24 protein-coding genes are annotated in these 20,888 nt (G+C 35.8%); 12 read left to right on the forward strand and 12 right to left on the reverse strand.

The window, feature by feature from the left end; translation table 11 throughout:
* Positions 1-2 precede the first annotated feature (2 nt).
* From FHP04_RS09215 to FHP04_RS09240, 6 genes are all read left to right on the forward strand, one after another.
* Complete coding sequence (locus FHP04_RS09215) at positions 3-752, forward strand: Na(+)-translocating NADH-quinone reductase subunit C (RefSeq protein WP_139855813.1); 750 nt, start codon at positions 3-5, stop codon at positions 750-752.
* Positions 753-755: 3 nt separating this feature from the next.
* Positions 756-1,400: an NADH:ubiquinone reductase (Na(+)-transporting) subunit D gene (locus FHP04_RS09220; RefSeq protein WP_139855814.1), complete on the forward strand. Its 645-nt coding sequence runs from the start codon at positions 756-758 to the stop codon at positions 1,398-1,400.
* A 74-nt stretch (positions 1,401-1,474) separates the two neighbouring features.
* Complete coding sequence (nqrE, locus tag FHP04_RS09225) at positions 1,475-2,215, forward strand: NADH:ubiquinone reductase (Na(+)-transporting) subunit E (protein ID WP_139855815.1); 741 nt, start codon at positions 1,475-1,477, stop codon at positions 2,213-2,215.
* A gap of 1 nt (position 2,216) precedes the next feature.
* Positions 2,217-3,527, forward strand: coding sequence for an NADH:ubiquinone reductase (Na(+)-transporting) subunit F (gene nqrF / locus FHP04_RS09230; RefSeq protein ID WP_139855816.1), 1,311 nt, complete (start codon positions 2,217-2,219; stop codon positions 3,525-3,527).
* 89 nt (positions 3,528-3,616) lie between these two features.
* Complete coding sequence (locus FHP04_RS09235; RefSeq protein ID WP_139855817.1) at positions 3,617-3,979, forward strand: Na(+)-translocating NADH-quinone reductase subunit F; 363 nt, start codon at positions 3,617-3,619, stop codon at positions 3,977-3,979.
* Positions 3,980-4,033: 54 nt separating this feature from the next.
* Positions 4,034-5,023: an FAD:protein FMN transferase gene (locus tag FHP04_RS09240; RefSeq protein WP_246051410.1), complete on the forward strand. Its 990-nt coding sequence runs from the start codon at positions 4,034-4,036 to the stop codon at positions 5,021-5,023.
* On the opposite strand, the gene FHP04_RS09245 is transcribed toward FHP04_RS09240, so the two are convergent.
* The 6 genes from FHP04_RS09245 to FHP04_RS09270 form a co-directional block, all read right to left on the reverse strand.
* A complete protein-coding gene (locus tag FHP04_RS09245) occupies positions 5,012-5,776 on the reverse strand; it encodes a class I SAM-dependent methyltransferase (protein WP_139855819.1) in 765 nt (254 codons plus the stop codon). The genes FHP04_RS09240 and FHP04_RS09245 overlap by 12 nt on opposite strands.
* Before the next feature lie 76 nt (positions 5,777-5,852).
* Positions 5,853-6,659, reverse strand: a complete 807-nt coding sequence (gene map / locus FHP04_RS09250) for a type I methionyl aminopeptidase (RefSeq protein WP_139855820.1) — start codon at positions 6,657-6,659, stop codon at positions 5,853-5,855.
* 4 nt (positions 6,660-6,663) lie between these two features.
* On the reverse strand, positions 6,664-7,074 hold the full coding sequence (locus tag FHP04_RS09255) for a BT0820 family HAD-type phosphatase (RefSeq protein WP_139855821.1): 411 nt from the start codon (positions 7,072-7,074) through the stop codon (positions 6,664-6,666).
* A 53-nt stretch (positions 7,075-7,127) separates the two neighbouring features.
* Positions 7,128-7,718 (reverse strand): thioredoxin family protein, encoded by a 591-nt coding sequence (locus FHP04_RS09260; protein ID WP_139855822.1) that lies wholly within the window; start codon positions 7,716-7,718, stop codon positions 7,128-7,130.
* A gap of 35 nt (positions 7,719-7,753) precedes the next feature.
* Complete coding sequence (gene gpmI, locus FHP04_RS09265) at positions 7,754-9,271, reverse strand: 2,3-bisphosphoglycerate-independent phosphoglycerate mutase (RefSeq protein ID WP_139855823.1); 1,518 nt, start codon at positions 9,269-9,271, stop codon at positions 7,754-7,756.
* Between the two features lie 54 nt (positions 9,272-9,325).
* Positions 9,326-10,084: a M15 family metallopeptidase gene (locus FHP04_RS09270; RefSeq protein ID WP_139855824.1), complete on the reverse strand. Its 759-nt coding sequence runs from the start codon at positions 10,082-10,084 to the stop codon at positions 9,326-9,328.
* Positions 10,085-10,120: 36 nt separating this feature from the next.
* Between FHP04_RS09270 and FHP04_RS09275 the strand changes: the two genes are divergently transcribed.
* Positions 10,121-10,558, forward strand: coding sequence for a GNAT family N-acetyltransferase (locus tag FHP04_RS09275; RefSeq protein ID WP_317129563.1), 438 nt, complete (start codon positions 10,121-10,123; stop codon positions 10,556-10,558).
* Here FHP04_RS09275 and pepE read toward each other — a convergent pair.
* The gene (pepE, locus tag FHP04_RS09280; RefSeq protein WP_139855826.1) at positions 10,550-11,260 is read right to left on the reverse strand and encodes a dipeptidase PepE; all 711 of its coding nucleotides are present in this window, start codon (positions 11,258-11,260) and stop codon (positions 10,550-10,552) included. The genes FHP04_RS09275 and pepE overlap by 9 nt on opposite strands.
* A 125-nt stretch (positions 11,261-11,385) precedes the next feature.
* On the opposite strand from pepE, the gene FHP04_RS09285 reads away from it, so the two are divergent.
* The 5 genes from FHP04_RS09285 to FHP04_RS09305 all read left to right on the forward strand — a co-directional run bounded on the left by FHP04_RS09285 (position 11,386) and on the right by FHP04_RS09305 (position 16,178).
* Positions 11,386-12,204 (forward strand): carboxypeptidase-like regulatory domain-containing protein, encoded by an 819-nt coding sequence (locus FHP04_RS09285; RefSeq protein WP_139855827.1) that lies wholly within the window; start codon positions 11,386-11,388, stop codon positions 12,202-12,204.
* A 171-nt stretch (positions 12,205-12,375) separates the two neighbouring features.
* Positions 12,376-12,876 carry a DUF6702 family protein gene (locus FHP04_RS09290; RefSeq protein WP_139855828.1) on the forward strand — a complete coding sequence of 167 codons (501 nt, stop codon included), beginning with the start codon at positions 12,376-12,378 and terminating at the stop codon, positions 12,874-12,876.
* 9 nt (positions 12,877-12,885) lie between these two features.
* Entirely contained in the window at positions 12,886-15,189 is a 2,304-nt protein-coding gene (locus FHP04_RS09295; RefSeq protein ID WP_139855829.1) for a M1 family metallopeptidase, read from the forward strand.
* Between the two features lie 128 nt (positions 15,190-15,317).
* Positions 15,318-15,605 carry a Sec-independent protein translocase subunit TatA/TatB gene (locus FHP04_RS09300; RefSeq protein WP_139855830.1) on the forward strand — a complete coding sequence of 96 codons (288 nt, stop codon included), beginning with the start codon at positions 15,318-15,320 and terminating at the stop codon, positions 15,603-15,605.
* Positions 15,606-16,178, forward strand: a complete 573-nt coding sequence (locus FHP04_RS09305; RefSeq protein WP_139855831.1) for a phosphatase PAP2 family protein — start codon at positions 15,606-15,608, stop codon at positions 16,176-16,178. It begins immediately after the preceding gene.
* Here the strand turns inward: FHP04_RS09305 and FHP04_RS09310 are convergent.
* The 5 genes from FHP04_RS09310 to FHP04_RS09330 form a co-directional block, all read right to left on the reverse strand.
* On the reverse strand, positions 16,161-16,805 hold the full coding sequence (locus FHP04_RS09310) for an O-methyltransferase (protein ID WP_139855832.1): 645 nt from the start codon (positions 16,803-16,805) through the stop codon (positions 16,161-16,163). The two genes, FHP04_RS09305 and FHP04_RS09310, sit on opposite strands and share 18 nt — an antisense overlap.
* Before the next feature lie 35 nt (positions 16,806-16,840).
* Positions 16,841-17,926, reverse strand: a complete 1,086-nt coding sequence (locus FHP04_RS09315; protein ID WP_139855833.1) for an amidohydrolase family protein — start codon at positions 17,924-17,926, stop codon at positions 16,841-16,843.
* Between the two features lie 45 nt (positions 17,927-17,971).
* Complete coding sequence (locus tag FHP04_RS09320; protein WP_139855834.1) at positions 17,972-18,757, reverse strand: SDR family oxidoreductase; 786 nt, start codon at positions 18,755-18,757, stop codon at positions 17,972-17,974.
* A 129-nt stretch (positions 18,758-18,886) separates the two neighbouring features.
* Positions 18,887-20,329 carry an aldehyde dehydrogenase gene (locus FHP04_RS09325; RefSeq protein ID WP_139855835.1) on the reverse strand — a complete coding sequence of 481 codons (1,443 nt, stop codon included), beginning with the start codon at positions 20,327-20,329 and terminating at the stop codon, positions 18,887-18,889.
* A gap of 111 nt (positions 20,330-20,440) precedes the next feature.
* Complete coding sequence (locus FHP04_RS09330) at positions 20,441-20,869, reverse strand: RidA family protein (protein WP_139855836.1); 429 nt, start codon at positions 20,867-20,869, stop codon at positions 20,441-20,443.
* Between the last annotated feature and the right edge of the window lie 19 nt (positions 20,870-20,888).

Genomic DNA, 20,888 nt, shown 5'->3' on the forward strand with positions numbered 1-20,888 from the left:
TCATGTCAAAGAAAACAGATAAAAACTCATATACTATAATCTTTGCAGTGATTATGGTTATTGTAGTGGGGTCACTTTTAGCCGGTGTTGCACAAGGGTTAAAAAGTAAAATAACACTAAATGAGCGTTTTGAAAAGATGCAAAACATTCTTTACGCTATGGATGTTAATGGTAATGAAGGTGATGGTGATATCACATTTATTTCTACCGATAAAGTTGAAGAAGCTTTTTCAAAATACATTACTAAGCAATTAGTAATCCAAGGTGAAGAAGTAACAGAAGATCCGGAAGCGTATTTAATAGATATTAAACAAGAAGAAGCTAAAGCTAAAGACCCAAACTACAAGCGTAGACTTCCTTTATTCGTAGGAGAGAAAGATGGTAAAACTCTTTATGTAATTCCTATGAGGGGTAAAGGTCTTTGGGATGCAATTTGGGGCTTCGTAGCTGTGGATAAATCGTTAGTAGTACAAGGTGTGTTCTTCGATCACGCTGGGGAAACTCCAGGTCTTGGAGCTGAGATTAAGCAACGCTACTTTATGGACGACTTTACTGGTGAACACATCTTAGATGGCGATACTTTTAAAGGAATTACCGTAGCAAAAGGTAATAACGACCCTGTTAACGAAAATAAAACCGACAATAAGGTTGATGCTATTGCTGGAGCAACTATCACTGGTGATGGAGTAACAGCAATGATTAAAAAGGATATGAGAATGTACCTTCCTTATTTAAAATCTTTAAATCAATAAATTATGGGATTGCTATCAAAAAAAGACAGTAAGCTTATTCTAGATCCTCTAGCGGATAATAACCCTATTACAATTCAGGTTTTAGGAATTTGCTCTGCATTAGCTATTACAGCCCAACTTAAAGCTTCAATTGTAATGGCCATTTCGGTACTTGCAGTAATGGGGATTGGTAACGTGGTTATATCGTTAATGCGTAATATAATACCTTCAAAAATTAGAATTATCGTTCAGTTGGTAGTAGTTGCCTCTTTGGTAATTGTTGTAGATCAAGTATTGAAGGCTTTTGCTTACTCGTTAAGTAAAGAACTTTCTGTATTTATTGGTTTGATTATTACTAACTGTATTATCATGGGTCGTTTTGAGGCCTTTGCATTAGCTAACGGTCCTTGGAGATCATTCTTAGATGGTATTGGAAACGCTGCAGGTTATGGTCTTATACTTGTAATCGTTGGGTTCTTTAGAGAGTTACTTGGTTCTGGAACACTTTTAGGATATCAAGTGCTTGGAGATCCAATTACAAAAACTGGGCTTTACGCTATAGGATATGAAAACAATGGATTCATGCTATTGTCTCCAATGGCTTTGATTATCGTAGGATTAATCATTTGGGTACAACGCGCAAGAAACAAAGACTTAATAGAGGAATAACAAACTAGGCAGATGACGGTTGTAGTAGGTCTTCCTATTTTTTAACTGAAGCTGCAAACTCAATTACTGAACAAATGGAACACGTAGAGTTATTTTTTAAATCGATATTTATAGACAACATGGTATTCGCCACGTTCCTTGGAATGTGTTCTTACTTAGCGGTGTCTAAAAAAGTATCAACTGCTGTTGGTCTTGGTGCTGCAGTTATTTTCGTACTAGCAGTTACTGTACCTATAAACTGGCTTTTAGATCAATATATATTAAAGGAAGGAGCTTTAATTTGGTTAGGAGAAGAATATGCTTCTTACGACTTAAGCTTCCTATCATTCATTCTTTTTATTGCAACCATTGCTACTATGGTTCAGCTAGTAGAGATTGTAGTAGAGAAGTTTTCACCTTCACTATATAACTCTTTAGGTATTTTCTTACCGCTTATTGCTGTAAACTGTGCGATATTAGGAGGATCATTATTTATGCAATCTAGAGAAATCGAAACTTTAGGGTTGGCATTAAACTACGGGGTAAGCTCAGGAATTGGTTGGTTTTTAGCTATTCTTGCTATAGCAGCAATTCGTGAAAAAATCCGTTACTCAAATGTTCCAGCACCATTAAGAGGATTGGGAATTACATTTATCATTACTGGTTTAATGGCGATTGGATTTATGAGTTTCGGTGGTATGTTAACCGGTGGTGATGAGGACACATCTTCATTAGAAGGAAATCCTGAAAACTTAGGAATTCAAACTGAACAAATTCAAAATGAAAATACAGAGGCCGTGAAAACGGTTGAAGTTTCAACTATAACGAAGCAATAGTATGTTTTTAGCAGTAAGTACACTCGGAGTAATTATAGTAACAGTTGTAGCCTTTCTAGTGCTAACCTTGTTATTGGTTTCACTATTACTCTTTACCAAACAAAAATTATCACCGTCGGGGCCTGTAAAGATTACTATCAACGACGAAAAAGTGATTGAAGTAGAAAGTGGTGGCTCACTTCTAACTACTTTAAGTAACGAAAAAATATTCTTACCATCTGCTTGTGGTGGAGGTGGAACATGTATTCAATGTGAATGCCACGTATTATCAGGGGGTGGTGAAGCATTACCTACAGAAACTCCTCACTTTACTCGTAAAGAGTTACAAGAAGGTGCACGTCTTTCTTGCCAAGTGAAAGTTAAGCAGGATATGAATATTTCAATTCCAGAAGAAATCTTCGGAATTAAAAAATGGGATGCTACTGTGGTTAGAAACTACAACGTTGCATCTTTTATTAAAGAATTTGTAGTTGAAATCCCTGAGGATATGAACTATAAAGCTGGAGGGTATATTCAAATTGAAATTCCACCATGTGAGATTAAATTCTCAGATATGGATATTACGGCCCACCCTGAGGAGCACGATAGACCAGACAAATTTCAAGAGGAGTGGGATAAATTTAAACTTTGGCCACTTGTGATGAAGAATACCGAAGTTACTGAAAGAGCCTACTCAATGGCTTCTTACCCAGCAGAAGGACGCGAGATTATGCTTAACGTTCGTATTGCAACTCCCCCATTCGACCGTGCAAAAGGTGGATGGATGGATGTTAATCCAGGTATTGCTTCATCGTACATATTTAACTGTAAAGAAGGTGATAAAGTTGTTATTTCTGGTCCTTTCGGTGAATTCTTTATCAACCCTTCAGAAGCAGAAATGCTTTATGTTGGTGGTGGAGCAGGAATGGCACCAATGAGATCTCACTTATACCACTTATTCAAAACCTTAAAAACAGGACGTAAAGTTACATATTGGTACGGTGGACGTTCTAAAAGAGAGCTTTTTTACTTAGATCACTTTAAAGAATTAGAAAACGAATTTCCGAACTTTAAGTTCTACTTAGCATTATCTGAACCATTAGAAGAAGATAATTGGAAAGTGAAAAAGGACATTCACGATGAAGAAGGAGACGGTTTCGTAGGGTTTATTCACCAAGTAGTTATCGATAACTACCTAAACCACCATGATACTCCAGAAGATATCGAATTGTATTTCTGTGGTCCTCCATTGATGAACCAAGCTGTTCAAAAAATGGGTGAAGACTTCGGAATCCCAGATGAGAACATCCGTTTCGATGATTTCGGAGGATAATAGTCATCTTAAATATTTAAAAACCGTTTCAATTTTGAAACGGTTTTTTTGTATAACGTAATCCTATTTTCCTTAATTTTGATTTAATTATGGCACAAAAACTTACAAAACAAGAATTACATAACCTTGCAATGAATATTGTTGGGAAACAATTGAAAGAAGATGGATTTGAATTTTTAGGGGTTAACTCAAAACTTAAAAAGGATCCGCAGTTTGTCGCTTTAAAAAACAAAGAGCTTCATTTTATTATTGTAAGAGCTATCTCTTATCCTCAAGATGCTACAGCATACGACCCTGTTTTTATGCAAACAATAAAGGAGCACGCATCTAAATTTGATGCAAAAACTTACTATGCTGGTGTAGGTTTAGGACATGGAAGTGATTACGGTAAGCCTGTTTTGAAAAACGAAGATTACACGCTTGTCTATAAAGGATTACAAGAAATAATTTAATCTAGTTTAACACTATACACTTATCGTATGTTTCAATTTGTGAAATACATTGCATTGTCTTTTTTACTAGTATTAACTTCTTGTGATAAGGATAAAGACACTCCCATCTATCTTCAGGGTGAAGCTTTTGGTACTACTTATAATATTCAGTTGTACTCAGAAAATGATTTAAATTTTAAAAAGGCAATAGACTCTGTTATCGATGCCGTAAATCATTCTGTAAGTACATATATTCCTGAAAGTGATATCTCAAAAATTAATCGTGGAGACTCTACTTTAGTTGTGGATGCTATCTTTAAAGAAGTGTTTGAAATTTCGGAAGATGTGAATAGGAAAACAAGTGGTTATTTCGATCCAACAATTGGAGTATTGCGAAATGCTTATGGTTTTGGTGATGTAAAACATTTAAAAGTTATAGATAGTACAACCTTAGATTCTCTCATGAACTATGTTGGATTTCACAAAGTTAAAATAAATGCAAACGGAACAGTTTCTAAAGAATACCCTCAAATTTACTTCGATTTTAATGCTGTAGCTAAAGGCTTCGGAATTGATTGTATTGGCCGCTACTTAGAGTTCAAAGGAGTTAGTAATTACCTTATTGAATTAGGTGGTGAGATTCTTGCTAAGGGTCAGAATTTAAACAGTCAGCAAGATTGGATAGTAGGGATTGAAACTGTAGATTCCGAATTAACTGATCGTTCTTATGAAGCGACTGTTAAGCTTAAAAATATTGCAATGGCGTCGTCAGGAAATTACCGTAAGTTCAGAATTGATTCAGCAACTGGTAAAAGTTATGTACACACTTTAAACCCGTTAACAGGTTCTGCAGAAAAGAGTGATGTAACTAGCGCAACTGTACTTGCCGAAACTTGTGCTTTGGCAGATGCTTATGCAACCTCATTTATGGCTTTAGGTCTTGAAAAATCTAAAAACTTACTTGAAAACCTTGCAGGTGTTGAGGCTTATTTAACCTTCAATGATTCATTAAACAACCATCAGGTTTTTATAACCAAAGGTTTTAAAAGACAATTAGGAAATTAGTTTTCGGCAAACTGGAATTAATTCGCCTTTCGGAAGTTTGTACTTTTCAACCTCCTCAGAAGTTAAAGTGCTTGTGTAATCTACAGCTTCTACATTAAACCCGATGCTTTCTAGTTTTGTAAAGTAATCCATCCCATAAACACGAACGTGGTCATACTGTCCAAATATTTTTGCGCGTTCCTTAGGGTCTGTAATACTGTCGTCTTCAAAAGTAGTATCTAAATCGGCTTTGTAAGGCACCTGAAGAATCGCCGTGCCGCCCGGAGCTAGAATACGGTATAATTCCATCATCGCTTTAGTATCGTCGGGGATATGCTCTAAAACGTGATTGCAAATTATAAAATCAAATTCATTATCCTTAAAGGGTAGATTGCAAATATCAGCCTTTACATCAGCAATGGGAGAATTTAAATCTGTTGTTGTGTAATTCAGGTTTTTCATTTTCCTGAATTTTTTATAGAAAGCTTGTTCTGGAGCAAAATGTAGAACTTTTATATTATCCGTGAAAAATCCTGTTTCATTTTTTAAATAAAGCCAAAACAGCCTATGTCTTTCCAAGGAAAGGGTTCCAGGAGAAAGTGCATTCTCACGAATAACTTCATATCCATATGGAAGAAACTTTCGATAAGATTTCCCGTCTATTGGATCAGTGAATTTATTGCCTCTCAAGAAAAAAGAAAGAATCGGGCGTCCGATAATACTCAGCCTGATAAGCAAAGGACGAGGAATGGTATTTAGGATTTTCTTGAACAAAGTGTAGGGCTTGAACTCTAAAACTTTTGCACCTTGCGATTAAATATTAAACGCATAGGTGCAAAGGCCTTAAAGTTTATAAGTTTCTGAATTCTTTTTCTTCGTCGCTAGTAATACCTAGCGCATCATAAATATAATCAAAGGTAGATAGTAATTCAGGTTTTCCATCTACAAGAGCGATATCGTGTTCAAAGTGAGCACTTGGTTGTCCGTCTAAAGTTACAATAGTCCAGCCGTCATTTAATTGCTTTACTCTGTGAGTTCCCATATTAATCATAGGCTCTAGCGCAATTGTCATTCCTTCTACAAATTTCTTTCCACGACCACGACGTCCGTAGTTTGGCATTTCCGGATCTTCATGCATTTTACGACCAATTCCGTGACCTACAAGTTCACGAACTACTCCATAACCATGTGCTTCACAGTAATTTTGAATTGCGTATCCTACATCTCCTACACGGTTTCCTTTTTTAAATTCACGAATACCTATATAAAGAGATTCCTTAGTGATTTTTAAAAGTTTTTTGATTTCTGGTGAAACTTCACCTACTTCAAAAGTATAGGCATGGTCTCCGTAAAATCCATTTTTTATCGCCCCGCAATCAATCGCTACAATATCTCCTTCTTTTAAAGGTATATCGGTAGGAAGTCCATGAACTACTGCTTCGTTTACACTGGTAAGTAAAGTTGAAGGACAGTCGTAAAGCCCTAAAAATCCTGGAATCGCATCTTGGCTACGGATATACTCTTCAGCCATTTTATTTAGCTGATTAGTTGTAACCCCTGGTTTTACCTCCTTTGCAAGCATTCCTAAAGTACGGGATACTACTAATGCACTTTCGCGCATTAATTCAATTTCTTCTCTTGTTTTTGGTATAATCATATCTTTATTTCAAAAAGGAAAACCACCCTTTCTTTTTAGTAGTGTATTTATTAGAAATAGGTTTTTCTCCAACTAGTTCTTGGTAAATTTCTCCCCAACTTTTAAGTCCGCCAACATTTCTGTCGTCAATAAAAATATCTGCGTTTATTTTGCGACTGTGAGAGAGGTTGAATTTTTCTTCAGGAAAGCTGTTGTTGACTGCGTAGAAAACAATACCATTATCCTTGCAAAACTGTACTGCCTCTTCCAATTCCGGACCTTTTCTGTACGTCCATAAAATAAGTCGATGACCTTTATCCTGCAGTTTCTTTAATGTTTCAAAAGCAAAGATGATAGGTTTGCCTATACGAGGGTACTTGTCCTCTACGATGGTTCCATCAAAATCTACAGCAATAGTTATTGTTTCTCCAATCATTTCAATTTTTTTCAAGCTGCAAAATTACAAAGAATTATACCGATGCTAAAGTTTTATTCGGCGTAAGCGTGCTTGTAATTTTTACCACTCAATATTTTAAGCATATCTTTTTCAACCGTCTCAATTGGGTACTCTACAATTCGACCTAATTCAACTCCATCTTTATAAAATATTATGGTTGGAACGTTAATGATATCCTTTCCATCTTCTAATCCTTGAGGTGTAGTTTTTTCGTCGTTAACATTTACTAGAGTAAGGTTAGATTCGTCAAAACCAGTGTCGTCTAATATTTTATACAAATGTGGAACATCACGCTGACTATCTTCACACCAAGTACCCATAAAAACTGAGATAGATACATCTTCAAGAAGTGGCTTTAACTCATTTGCAACCTCTGGAGCTGTTCTGTAATGACTATAACCTAAATTATACCATTCTTTAAAAGGCTCCATTAGTAATCCTTGTCTGTTAGATTCTCCTAAAAGCATAACTGTGTCTTCATAGGGAACAGTGTCGTTAATTTTTTTATTACTGTTTTCTGTTGCCATTTCAATTGCGCTATTTTCAAGTGAATTTTTTTTGTCTTTTGAAGAATTACAGGCTACCAAAAGGGTAGCAGAGAGAATTAAAATTACTTTTTTCATAGTTAAGTTTGATGTTAATTTTTACATTAAATATTTTAAACTAAAGATTTCTGTGTCATTATTTCAGGTTGAGCTACACCCATAATATCTAAAATTGTTGGAGCTATATCACCTAAAATTCCATTTTTAACCGATTTTATATCCTGGTCAACAATGATGATTGGCACTGGGTTAATTGTGTGTGCTGTGTTTGGTGAGCCGTCAAGGTTTTGCATTGTTTCACTATTTCCGTGGTCGGCAATAATTATGGTAGTGTAATGACTTTTTAAAGCTTGGTTCACAATTGCTTTTACACAGTTGTCTACAGTTTCACAAGCTTTAATAGCTGCTTCAAAAACCCCTGTATGGCCAACCATATCTGGGTTAGCGAAATTTAAACAAATAAACTCTGCGGTTTCATTTTCTATTTCTGGTAAAATCTTGTCACGTATTTCATAAGCACTCATCTCAGGTTTTAAGTCGTAGGTAGCGACCATTGGAGAAGGACAAAGAATACGTTTTTCACCTTCAAAAGGAACTTCTCTTCCTCCTGAAAAGAAAAATGTTACGTGCGGATACTTTTCAGTCTCTGCAATTCGAATTTGCTTTTTACCGGCTTTCTCCAATACTTCACCTAAAGTATCGGTCAAGTTTTCTTTGTTGTAAACAACTTTTATGTTTCCAAAGGAATCGTCGTAATTGGTAAGCGTTACAAAATACAGTGGAAGCGTTTTCATATCAAAGCTCTCGTGGTCTTTCTGAGTTAAAACTTCAGTGAGTTGTCTTCCTCTATCTGTTCTAAAATTGAAGAAAATCACAACGTCGTCTGCTTGTATAGTTGCAACTGGTTTACTTTCAGAAGTTGTCATTGTAATAGGCTCAAGGAATTCGTCTGTAATTCCTTCAGAATAACTTTCTTCAATACTCGCTACTGCATTTTTTGAAGGTTTACCTTTACCGAAGCACAACAAATCGTAAGCTTTTTTTACGCGTTCCCAACGTTTGTCACGGTCCATTGCAAAATAACGGCCGATTACTGAGGCTAATTTTCCTCCAGTTTGTTCTAAGTGGTTTTCTAAATCTTCAATAAATCCCTTTCCTGAATGTGGGTCAACGTCGCGTCCATCGGTAAATGCGTGGACATACATGTTTTTTACTCCCTCTTTTTGTGCTGCTGAAAGTAAGCCTTTTAAGTGCCCAATATGTGAATGCACCCCACCATTAGAAACTAAGCCTATAAAGTGTAAATTTCTATTATTCTTTTTTGCATACTCAAATGCTTTTTGAAGCTCAGGCTCTTGATTTAACTTTTGTTGTTCAACCGCCATGTTTATTTTGGCCAGGTCTTGATATACAATTCGTCCAGCTCCAAGATTCATGTGTCCTACTTCACTGTTCCCCATTTGCCCGTCAGGAAGACCAACATTCATTCCATGAGTAAGTAGCTGTGCGTTTGGATATTTGTGGTAAAGAGAATCTATAAATGGTGTGTTGGCTTGAGCTATAGCAGATACCTCTGGATTCTGAGAAATGCCCCAACCGTCAAGAATCATTAAAAGGACTTTTTTATTCATTTTAAGATTTTTTGTTTGATAATATTAGTTTAAATACTGTAACCGTAAAATTGTTTATAAGCTTCCCTGAGGAAGTAATTTCGGATTTATATCTAAGATGTTTTCAGTGTAGTACCTTTTGATAAAATCATCAGAAAAGTGTTCGCTGCCTAAAAGCTTCTCTTCCGAAAGCATTTTCTTCACATCAATCTTTTCTTTATATTCTTTTAACATAGGAACAGATACTGGAGCATAACTAAAATGCCAAGGTTCGTATTTAAACCCTTTTCGATTTCCATTGTCGGTATAAACCTCATAGAAATCATATTTTTCGGCGTTTTCATTTAGCCAAACTTTAAAGTCGCAATACGGCCCATTTCCATGAAAATTTTCAGGTTGTAAAACACTTGATGGGCGAGGGGCATTAGCATCAATAATATCTAAGTCGGTACCCCAATGATGGCGAGAAGTTCCAGGGATGGTAGAATACTCAATAATTTTTTCGATTGCTTCCATAGGAGAAAGTCCCTTAGAAGTAAAATTTCTATACTTTCTTTCGAAAATTTCCTTTTGACGCTGAAAACTTCGGTATGAAGAAACAATTTCTATATTAAAATTATCCTTTGCAGCCGCTGCTTTCATTTTATTGAAAGCTTCCTTGGTGGTTTTGTGCATTTTGGAAGTATAGGTTTCGCCTACAATATCAGGATTACCTTTACCAATAAGTTGGTCTCGGGTAAATTCTTCTGAAAAAGTACTAAAAGAAAATTGCGGAAAAACAGCTAAGCTTAGACCTGCAAGACCAGAAATTTTAATAAATTCGTTACGCTTCATTATAGTAAATTATGAAGTTTTAAAATTACCATTATTTTGAAAGATAACGTTATTTCAATCCGCATTATTGAGTCTAAAAATATTTTAAGTATAGTTCCGCTATTACAGAAACTCGGAAACTACACTGTTCCCGAAGATCTTATAAAAGAACGATTGCTTGAAATGGTAGCGCAAAACTATGAGTGCCTGGGTATATTTGACGATGAAGTTTTAATAGGCACCTGCGGCTTGTGGTTTCAAACTCGGCATTATGCTGGCAAAAATTTAGAAATGGACCACGTTATTATCGACGATGCCTATAGAGGAAAAGGCATAGGCGAGATGCTAACCAATTTCGTTACAGATTATGCTAAGAAAAAATCATGCAATTGGATAGAACTGAATAGTTATGTGCACAATTTTCCTTCGCATAAGTTTTTTTACAACCAAGGCTTTGTTGCCAAGGGCTATCATTTTGTGAAAGAGTTAAACTAATTCAGAATTTAGAGCTGTGCCGCTTGAAATTTCATACGGCTTCTTTCCTTGTTTAAACACGCGAGCATCTAAATCACCTTTCAAAATAATTTCATCCCCTTTTACACGTAACCAACTTCCTTCACGAAGTCCGACCACGGGAATGGTGTTTTGAGTGTGAAACTCTGCAATTCTCGTTTCTCGTGTTTCTCCCATGTGTTTGCTAGTAGGATCTGGGTCTAAATAATGAGGATTTAAATTAAAAGGGATAACTCCTAATGTTTTAAAGGAAGGTGGATATACAATTGGCATATCGTTGGTGGTTTGCATAGACACCCCACAAATGTTGCTTCCAGCACTAGTTCCCATATAAGGCATACCGTTGAAAATAGCTTCTCGAAGCGGTTGCATTACTTCGAATTTATATAGTGCGTTAACTAGTACAAATGTATTTCCGCCACCAGTGAAAACTCCTTTTGCATTTTTAATTGCTGCTACAGGGTCTTCAAAGGTGTGTAGTCCGATTACTTTTTTACCTATTTTATCGAATGCTTTAGCAGCCTTTTCAGTATAACTATCGTGGCTAATCCCGCCAGGTCGAGCGTAGGGGATAAAAATAACTTCTTCAGTGTCCTTAAATAATTCGGCCATTTCATCTGTTATATAATCTAAATATTCACCACCGTAAACAGTGCTTGTACTAACTACTAAAAGGTTTTTCATTTTGAATGATTTTTCTTGTCAGTTTTAATAAAATAAAAATGTTGACTTTTAAAACATGTAAATTTAACCAATGCGAATGGAAACTTTTAGTTTTCATAGTCAAAACAAATCCGTATCTTTAATAGATGACAAAAAAACTACTTCTTTTACTTTTCATAATAGTAAGTCCCGCATTATTAGCACAAGAAATTGACCGTGTTAAAGTTTCTGGTAAACTACACGTTCCCAAGGGTGAAGATGCCGAGGGAATTTCAGTGTATAATATTTCTGCTCAAAATGGAACTATCACTAATGCTGATGGAACCTTTGAAATTGCAATAGCAGAAAACGATAGAGTGCAGATTACTGCACTGCAATATCAAGCATTTACAGTTGTAATAGATAAAGGAGTTGTGGACAGGAAAATTATGAATATTTTTCTCAATCCTGCAGTAAATCAATTAGAAGAGGTTGTAGTAAGGCCTTATGATTTATCAGGGAATATCAACGTAGACGTAATCAAGATTCCTACGTACAATGTGGCAAAAGATTGGGATTTGAGCTATAAAGCCTTGGAGTATGGATACAATTTTAAGCCAGATGATAAAACGGCTATTTCTGGAAATGCAGCCGAAGAAGCACTTCATAGCCATGCACTTAAAAATGGCGCAGATGTTCTAGCTATTTTAGGTGGAATTGGGCAATTATTATTTCCGAATGGAAAAAAGGTTTCGGTTATTGAAAAACAAGAAAATGAAAATCTTATAAGTAATAACATACAACAGCGTTTTAGTAAGGAATTTATAGAAGATAACTTCAATATTCCTCAAGAAAAAGCTGTGGACTTTTTGTTTTATGCACAAGAAAATGGCTTGGACAAGAATTTATTAAGGCCTGAAAACGAAATGCAATTAATGGACTTCCTTCTTGATAAAAGCAAGGAATATAAAAAGCGCGGTGAGTAATTTCCCAAAATTTTCACCTAAAATGTTATGTGAAATATAAAATTTGAAATTAATTATTTACATAATTCTCTATTGTCTAAGCCTAATTTAGACTGAAAAAGACAAAAAAAATAATTAGTATTGTACTCCTATTGAAAGTAATCTACAGATGTTTTGTCTTTTGATTTTTATATGAAGTACTTCAAAATCATTATTTTATTAATTGCTTTTCCTTTGATGTCGGGTGCTCCGGCTCATAAGTTTTATGTAAGTATTACAAAAATTGAATATGCAAAACAGAAAAACTCTCTTCAGATAATAGCCAAAATCTTCACAGATGATCTTGAAGATGCACTACAGCAGCGTTACGATTCTTCAATCTTATTGGCTGGAAAAAATGAATCGCCTAAAGTGGATGAGCTTCTGGAAAACTACCTGTTTCAAAAAATAAATATTAAAGTTAACGGGAAACCGGTGATGCTTAAATATATTGGTAAAGAATATGATGTAGATATGGTTGTTGCCTATATTGAAGTAAAAGACATAAAAGAATTAAAGACGATTGAAATTGAAAATAAAGTTCTGACTGAAATTTTTTCAGATCAGCAGAATATTATTCATTTAAAAACACCCAAAAGCCGGCGAAGTTTAATTCTTGATAGGGATGAACCAAGTGGCTTATTAAACTTTTAAACCTTCCGAATGAAATCAACCAACATTCTATTCCTCGCCGTATTATTCTTTATCTCTGGTTATACATTTGCACAAAATGAAGCCGAACCTGCTAAAAGGGAACAAGGCCATTACAACACCAATCGATTTAAGCAGCTCAAGGAAGAGTTTGCCACACCAAATATGTTTAGAACTGCTAGTGGTGCCCCTGGTCCGCATTACTATCAACAGCAAGCAGACTATATTATGGATATAGAGCTTGACGATGAAAACAAAAAAATTAGTGGGTTTGAAACGATAACTTACAGTAATAATTCCCCTGACGTTTTGGAGTACCTGTGGGTACAACTCGATCAGAACGTGAGAGCAAAAGACTCGAAGTCACCTTTAATTGAGCCTTCAGAAGTTTCTCCTGCAAATATGCCTTCAACATTTGTTGAAAATTATATGACTGAAGCTTTTGATGGTGGTTTTAATATTCTGGAAGTAAAAGATGCAAAAGGAAATGCATTGAAATATACTATTAATCGTACAATGATGCGTATTGATATGCCTCATGCCTTAAAACCAGGTGAAAAGTTTGAATTTTCTATTAAGTGGTGGTATAATATTAACGACTATATGGTTGTTGATGGTCGAAGTGGTTACGAAACATTTGAAGATGGAAATCGCGGATATGTAATTGCTCAGTTTTATCCAAGAATGGCAGTTTATAATGATGTAGAAGGATGGCAAAATAGTCAGTTTTGGGGAAGAGATGAGTTTGCATTGCCATTTGGAAATTTTGAAGTGAATATTACTGTTCCTGCAGATCATATTTTGGATGCAACAGGAAACCTTCAAAATAGAAAGGAAGTATTTACAAAAGATATGTTGAAGCGTTATGAAGAAGCTCAGAAATCTTTCGATAAACCAGTCTTGATTGTAACAGAAGAAGAAGCTGAGGCAGCTTCCAAAGGATTTTCTAAAGCAAAGAAAACTTGGAAGTTTAAAGCTGAAAATGTACGTGATTATGCTTTTGCAACTTCAAGAAAGTATATGTGGGATATGATGGCGGTAAAAATGGGAGCAGGTTCTGTTATGGCAGTTTCATTATACCCACCAGAATCTAATCCACTTTGGGGCGATTGGTCAACTCGTGCGGTTGCTAGTACTCTAAAAACTTTTTCACGAATGACTTTTGATTATCCGTATCCAAAAGCAATTTCAGTAAGTGCTGAAAATCAAGGGATGGAATACCCAATGATATGCTGGAATTATGGAAGACCTGAAAAAGACGGCACAATAAGAGAGCGTATTAAGTTTGGAATGATAAGTGTAATTATTCACGAGGTTGGACATAACTATTTCCCGATGATTGTAAATAGCGATGAACGTCAGTGGACTTGGATGGACGAAGGTTTAAACACTTTTACGCAATACGTTGCCGAGCAAGATTTTGGAGAAACATACCCAGATGCTATAGCACCACATAAAAAGTATCCGTCGCGTCGCGGTCCAGCAAAAAACATCGTAGATTATATGGCAGGTGATCAAAGTCAGTTAGCACCAATAATGACCAAAGGATTAAATGTTTATAGTTTTGGAGCCAATGCATATGGAAAGCCAGCTACAGCATTAAATATTCTTCGAGAAACTGTAATGGGACGTGAGCTTTTTGATTTTGCATTTAAAACCTATGCTAATCGATGGATGTTTAAGCACCCTACTCCAGAAGATTTCTTTAGAACGATGGAAGACGCTTCGGCTGTAGATTTAGATTGGTATTGGAGAGAATGGTTTTACACAACCAACTACGTAGATATAGGAGTAAAAGATGTAAAGAAGTATCACGTAACCTCTAAAATGACCAAAGAGGTAAAAGAAATTATCGCTGAACGAGGAATTCTTGAAACTGAAATTCCCGCAATGGTGTATATGGTTACTGAAGATAGCGAGGATTACGAAGAAAGTATGAAAACAGCTAATCTTAAGGATATTCAGCCTTTAAGAGATTATATTGAAGAAAATATTCCAGTAGAAGAAAGACCAAGTTTAAAAAATCCGAAGTACTTTCATGAAATTACTTTTGAAAAGCCAGGAGGTATTCCAATGCCTATATTAGCTAAGTACACTTATAGCGATGGAACTTCAGAACGAATTACATATCCAGCTCAAATTTGGAGAAAGAATGATGGCTACGTAAGTAAAGTTATTGCTTCAGAAAAAGAAATTGTAAGGGTTGAAGTAGACCCAGAGGAAGAAACTGCAGATATAGATACTTCAAACAATGTTTGGCCAAGACAAAAAGAGCTTGGTGCTTTTGAAGAATTTAAAAATAATTCAAGAAAGTAGTAATCTTAAGATTTTTAAAGAGTGTCCCTTCTGCGTTATTAAATGTAGAAGGGATTTTTTGTGCAATCAATTTATAAAAACTCCTTACTCATCACAATTAACTCATAACTCATTAGTATATTTGCAGCATGATTTTACAGGCTTATTTTCTTTTCATTAGCGGTGCCGAAATAGGATTTATTCTATTCATCATTCTTTTGGTTTTTGGTGCAGACAAAGTACCAGAGATTGCAAGGGGATTAGGGAAGGCTATGCGTCAAGTTAAGGATGCTACAAACGATATAAAATCTGAAATCACCAAAAGTGCCGAAAAGCAAGGTATCGATATTGATATCACTAAGGACGTTCGCCAAGAAATTGATAAAGTAAAAGAAGAGGTCGATGAAATTACTGGCCCGATTAAGCGAAAGTTCTAAATGTTTGAAAGCCTTAAGCAATGGGATAGAGACCTTTTTGTTTTTTTAAACAGTCTCGGAGGTGAATCTTTTGATTCGTTTTGGCTTTTTACCACACGAATTGAAATCTGGATACCACTTTTAATTTTCTTTGGATTCTTATTCTTTTATTATTACAAAGGTCGAAAGGCATTAGTCGCTTTAACTTTTTTAGTATTAACATTTGCGGCTACTTACTTATTCACCTTACTTGTAAAAGACTATGTAGGGCGTTTACGACCTAATAATGTAGAAGCCTTTGCCGAACTCATTCGAATCCTCCAACAACCCAACAGCTATAGTTTTTTCTCGGGTCACGCATCGTCAAGCTTTGCAATAACAACCTTTGTTGTATTGATGTTACGCAACTACACAAAATGGATTTACTTAGCTTATATATGGCCAATAATTTTTGTGTTAAGTCGGATATTTGTTGGTGTTCATTACCCAAGCGATATCTTTGTTGGAGCCTTAGTAGGAACCGTATTCGCCTTTGTTTTTTACAAATTGTGTAAAAAAATAATAGAAAAAGAATCTTTAGTTCTTCACTCGTGATATTGTCAATCCATCTCGAATAGGAAGAAGAACAGTTTCTAGTCTTGGGTGTGTGTTTAAAGCTTGATTGTATTTTAGAAGTGCTTGTGTATCGATATCGTCCTTCTTTACTTTTTCAACTACTTTTCCACTCCAAAGTACATTATCGCTTAAAATTACAGAACCTTTTTTTAGTTTTGGAAGAATAATTTCAAGATAGTTTGGATAGTTGCTTTTATCGGCATCAATGAAGACTAGGTCAAAGGTTTTGTCGATTTCTGGAATAATCTCCAAAGCATTTCCTAAATGCTGCACTATTTGATTCCCAAAAGCAGATTCGTCAAAATACTTACGTTGAAAATCCAATAATTCTTCATTAATATCTATGGTATGAAGTTCTCCGTCTTCTTGCATTCCTTCAGCTAGGCACAGCGCAGAGTATCCTGTATAAGTCCCAATTTCAAGAATGTACTTTGGCTGAATCAACTTCGATAACATACTTAATACACGACCTTGTAAATGCCCACTTAGCATCCTTGGTGCAAGTACTTTTTGCCAAGTTTCACGACTTAATTTTTGTAGTAACTCAGGTTCAGGTTGTGAATGACTTTCAATGTAATCGTTTATTTTTTCAGGAAGGAAATCCATTTTTTTAAGATGTAAGATTGTAGTTATTAATTTAATTATTCGCCAAGAATACGCTTAACAAGTTTTTCTTTAGCCGCTTCATCATCACCACATAACCATTGAATTACATTATCTTCCCACATAGCATCGGCCTCTGTTTGGGTAATAATTTTGCGGTCCAAGGCAAGATCTAATATTTTTCCAGGATATGATGATTGTGGAGCACTTTCCATTTCTCCTAATGGGTATGGATCGTCAAGTCCTACTAAAACTTGTTTTGCTCCTTGGTTTTTAACTACCAACTCTAACGATCCTGTATCGTGTACAAGCGTATCGAAGAAGATATTTTTGTGTCCTACAGATTTTCTAGGGTGCGTTTTTCCTTCAAATAAGTCTGGGCGACCATCAAAACCTTGTATTCTTCTACCTAGGTTTATTTGCGCTAATTGACCTCCGTGTGCGAAACAAGTACGCATTCCAGGGTATTTATCGGCATAGCCATTTAGCGTTAAAAAGTGATAAGCATCGGCGCATTGTGCCAACATCCAAATAAGGTGAAAACGCCAAGCTGTATTTTCTAATTTTATAAATTTTTCACCATCATAAGGATGAATTTCTACAGCTAAATTATATTTTGAAGCAAGCTCAAATATCGGTTCATTTTCCTCGTCAAAAATACAGCGCCATGTACCGATAGTATCCATATAGTGGGTAGGTAAACACAAAAGTTGCATCCCTAACTCTTCAACACAACGCTCTATCTCCCACAAAGCACCTCTTACGAATCCAGGGTGAACTACAAACCCACAAGTGAATTTTGAAGGATTGTTGTGTTGCACTTTAGCGTTGAAATCGTTTTGAAAACGAAGCGCTTTTTTCATTTCTTCAACGCGTAAACCGTTTCCATAAAGTTGTGAAAGATTTAATACCACAGCGTGGTCTATCTTGAAACGCTCCATCCATTCTAGCTTTTCATTTAAAAAGAAACTAGAGTCTGTAACAGGTCGACTCCAATCTTTTTGAAGCATAAACTTTCTGTCTTTATCTACCCAAAAAATTCCCTTGTCCTGCATAAATTGAGGAATTTCTTCTGGATAGGGTAGAAGGTGAGAATGGCCATTAATGCGGAGTTTTCGTTTCATATCATTTCACTAAGTTGGAGAGTAATAATTATTTTGAAATTAAATTTACAAACTTTTGGTTCTTCCACCATCTACTGGAAGGTTAATCCCATTAATGTAGCTAGCGGCTTCACTCGATAAAAAAGCTACTGCATTTGCAATTTCACCAGGTTGTGCAAAACGTCTTGCTGGTACAAGATTTTTCATAGCCTCGGCAGCTTCTTTTTCTGTTTTATTCATTCTTTTAGCTGCATTTGCAACTATATCGTCTAGTCTATCTGTAGCAGTAAATCCTGGGAGAACGTTGTTTACAGTTATCCCGAATTGCCCTAACTCATTTGCCATGGTTTTACTCCAGCTTGCTACAGCTCCGCGAATGGTATTGCTTACGCCTAAATTATCAATTGGTTGTTTTACAGAAGTTGAAATAATATTTATTATTCTACCATAATCCGCTTCTTTCATTCCTGGCACTACAGCCTGAGCTAAAATCTGATTGCATATTACGTGCATTGAAAATGCCTTTTCAAATTCATCAGGTTCTGCTGAAAAAATAGGGCCGCCTTTTGGTCCACCCGTATTATTAACTAAAATGTGAAAAATCTTGTTTGAAACAGCAACTTCTACCTTGTCTTTCAATTGCTGCGGATTTGTAAAATCTGCTACAAAATAATTGTGCTTCTGACCATTGTCGTGTGGAAGCTCAATTAAAGTTTCTTTTAGTTTAACTTGATCTCTTGCAACCAAAGTAACTGTAGCTCCAAGTTTAGCCAATTGTATAGCAGTTGCCCTTCCTATGCCTGCAGTACTTCCGCAGACTAATGCATTTTTATTTGTTAAGTCTATATTCATATCTATTTATCAAAGCGAGTGCAGTCGTAACCATTTCAATAGTCTTTCAACTTTTACAAGGCACCTCGACTGCGCTCGAGGAAAATTTATTTTAATTTATTAGGTTCAATATTTATTTCGTGTTCAACTTCATTCGTATCTAATACACACGTTCTTTGCTTCAGTGAAAAACCTCAAAGCTTCAAATCCGCCTTCACGTCCCACACCGCTGTCTTTTACACCACCAAATGGAGTTCGTAAATCGCGGTTAAGCCATGTGTTAACCCAAACTATTCCCGCTTCAATCTGTTTAGAAATTCGCATGGTTCGATTTAAATCTGAAGTCCATAAAGTAGAAGATAAGCCATATTTAACGGAGTTTGACATATTTAACACTTCTTCTTCAGTATCAAATGGCATAATAGTTACCACAGGTCCAAAAATCTCTTCTTGGTTCACACGACAATTATTGTCGAAAACCTCAATAACTGTAGGTTCTAAATAATATCCGTTTTCAAAATCTTTCACATTAACTCGATTTCCACCGAAAAGTATTTTTCCACCTTCTTCTTTGGCGAGTTTAATATAAGATTCAACTTTTTCTAAGTGAGGTTTGGAAACCAGTGCTCCTATGTTTGTTTCAGCTTGGAATGGATTTCCAACTTTTAGTTGTTTTACCTTTTCAACAAAGTCTCTTTTAAATTTTTCAAAAATTGGTCTTTCAACAAATATCCTACTACCACATAAACAAATTTGACCTTGGTTAGCAAACGATGAGCGTACAGTAACTTCTAGCATTTTCTTATAATCGCAATCGGCAAAGATGAGGTTTGGATTTTTGCCACCTAATTCTAATGACAATTTCTTGAACATGGGAGCGGCAGTACGAGCAATATGTTCGCCAGTTTTTGTGCCACCAGTAAATGAAATTGCTTTAATGTTTTTATGGGTTACTATTGCTTCTCCCGCAGAAGGACCTAAGCCATGAACAATATTCAGAACACCTTTTGGTAAACCAGCTTCCGTACAAATTTTTCCTAAGAGAAAGGCGGTCATTGGGGTTACTTCACTTGGCTTAGCAACTACAGTATTACCTGCAGCAATTGCAGGTGCAATTTTCCATGTAAACAAATATAAAGGTAGATTCCAAGGTGAAATGCAGCCTACAACTCCAAGGGGTTGGCGAAGTGTAAAATTTATAGTATTTAAACCAACACTTTCATGAGCTTCACTTGAAAACTGAGTGATGGCATTTCCAAAAAACCTAAAATTTGATGATGCTCTTGGGATGTCAACAGACAGAGCTAAACTTAATGGCTTCCCATTGTCTTTTGCTTCAGCTTCGGCTAAATCAACTAAGTTTTCTTCAATTAAATCTGCAATTCTTAGAAGAATACGACTGCGTTCGTCGATAGTTGTATTACTCCATTTAGGAAAAGCTTCCTTAGCGGCTTGATATGCATTTTCTATATCGTCCTGATTGGAATTTGCAATTTGAGAATACACTTCTCCATTGGAAGGATTATAATTATCCAACCATTTTTTTGAGAGTGGCTCAACGTATTCGCCGTTTATATAGTTTAGAATTTTCAATGTCAATTTATTTTCAATTTTATCCTGTTCCTCAATTTAACTTTGAAAGGAACAAAGCAATCTTCCTTTAACCTACATATAGGTTGGCGATAACACCTAGTAGTTCTTTGTTTAGCTTTTAACTGGCTTATATGCCATAGCCTTAATCTCGATCACTAAATGTGGGTGCGGTAATTGATGTACTGCGACAGTTGTACGCGTTGGTCCGGTTTCTTTGTTGAAATATTCTGAATATACTTGATTATAACCGCCAAAGTCATTCATGTTTACCAAAAAAGTAGTGATATCAACCACGTCGGCCATTGTTGCACCTTCTGTTGCTAAATAATCTTTTATATTTTCTAATACTGCACGAGTTTGCTCTTTAATGTCGAAATGCATTGTTCCCATTTCGTCAATTTTATTTACGCCTGCAAAAGTATTGTCTGGCAAACGTGAGCTTGTGCCACTAATAAAAATAAAGTCGCCTACGCGTTTAACGTGTGGATATGCACCTCTCGGGGTTGCTTTTCCTTCAACTAATTTGCTGCTGTTTCCCATTGTTAATTTTTTTATTGAA

This window comes from Aequorivita sinensis (assembly GCF_006346335.1).
Classification (GTDB): Bacteria; Bacteroidota; Bacteroidia; order Flavobacteriales; family Flavobacteriaceae; genus Aequorivita; species Aequorivita sinensis.

Bases quoted from the DNA above. Each gene is read 5' to 3' on its own strand.
- FHP04_RS09215 (WP_139855813.1), top strand. From the start codon at position 3: ATGTCAAAGAAAACAGATAAAAACTCATATACTATAATCTTTGCAGTG.
- FHP04_RS09220 (WP_139855814.1), top strand. From the start codon at position 756: ATGGGATTGCTATCAAAAAAAGACAGTAAGCTTATTCTAGATCCTCTA.
- nqrE (WP_139855815.1), top strand. From the start codon at position 1,475: ATGGAACACGTAGAGTTATTTTTTAAATCGATATTTATAGACAACATG.
- nqrF (WP_139855816.1), top strand. From the start codon at position 2,217: ATGTTTTTAGCAGTAAGTACACTCGGAGTAATTATAGTAACAGTTGTA.
- FHP04_RS09235 (WP_139855817.1), top strand. From the start codon at position 3,617: ATGGCACAAAAACTTACAAAACAAGAATTACATAACCTTGCAATGAAT.
- map (WP_139855820.1), bottom strand. From the start codon at position 6,659: ATGATTATACCAAAAACAAGAGAAGAAATTGAATTAATGCGCGAAAGT.
- FHP04_RS09255 (WP_139855821.1), bottom strand. From the start codon at position 7,074: ATGATTGGAGAAACAATAACTATTGCTGTAGATTTTGATGGAACCATC.
- FHP04_RS09260 (WP_139855822.1), bottom strand. From the start codon at position 7,718: ATGAAAAAAGTAATTTTAATTCTCTCTGCTACCCTTTTGGTAGCCTGT.
- gpmI (WP_139855823.1), bottom strand. From the start codon at position 9,271: ATGAATAAAAAAGTCCTTTTAATGATTCTTGACGGTTGGGGCATTTCT.
- FHP04_RS09270 (WP_139855824.1), bottom strand. From the start codon at position 10,084: ATGAAGCGTAACGAATTTATTAAAATTTCTGGTCTTGCAGGTCTAAGC.
- pepE (WP_139855826.1), bottom strand. From the start codon at position 11,260: ATGAAAAACCTTTTAGTAGTTAGTACAAGCACTGTTTACGGTGGTGAA.
- FHP04_RS09285 (WP_139855827.1), top strand. From the start codon at position 11,386: ATGACAAAAAAACTACTTCTTTTACTTTTCATAATAGTAAGTCCCGCA.
- FHP04_RS09290 (WP_139855828.1), top strand. From the start codon at position 12,376: ATGAAGTACTTCAAAATCATTATTTTATTAATTGCTTTTCCTTTGATG.
- FHP04_RS09295 (WP_139855829.1), top strand. From the start codon at position 12,886: ATGAAATCAACCAACATTCTATTCCTCGCCGTATTATTCTTTATCTCT.
- FHP04_RS09300 (WP_139855830.1), top strand. From the start codon at position 15,318: ATGATTTTACAGGCTTATTTTCTTTTCATTAGCGGTGCCGAAATAGGA.
- FHP04_RS09305 (WP_139855831.1), top strand. From the start codon at position 15,606: ATGTTTGAAAGCCTTAAGCAATGGGATAGAGACCTTTTTGTTTTTTTA.
- FHP04_RS09310 (WP_139855832.1), bottom strand. From the start codon at position 16,805: ATGGATTTCCTTCCTGAAAAAATAAACGATTACATTGAAAGTCATTCA.
- FHP04_RS09315 (WP_139855833.1), bottom strand. From the start codon at position 17,926: ATGAAACGAAAACTCCGCATTAATGGCCATTCTCACCTTCTACCCTAT.
- FHP04_RS09320 (WP_139855834.1), bottom strand. From the start codon at position 18,757: ATGAATATAGACTTAACAAATAAAAATGCATTAGTCTGCGGAAGTACT.
- FHP04_RS09330 (WP_139855836.1), bottom strand. From the start codon at position 20,869: ATGGGAAACAGCAGCAAATTAGTTGAAGGAAAAGCAACCCCGAGAGGT.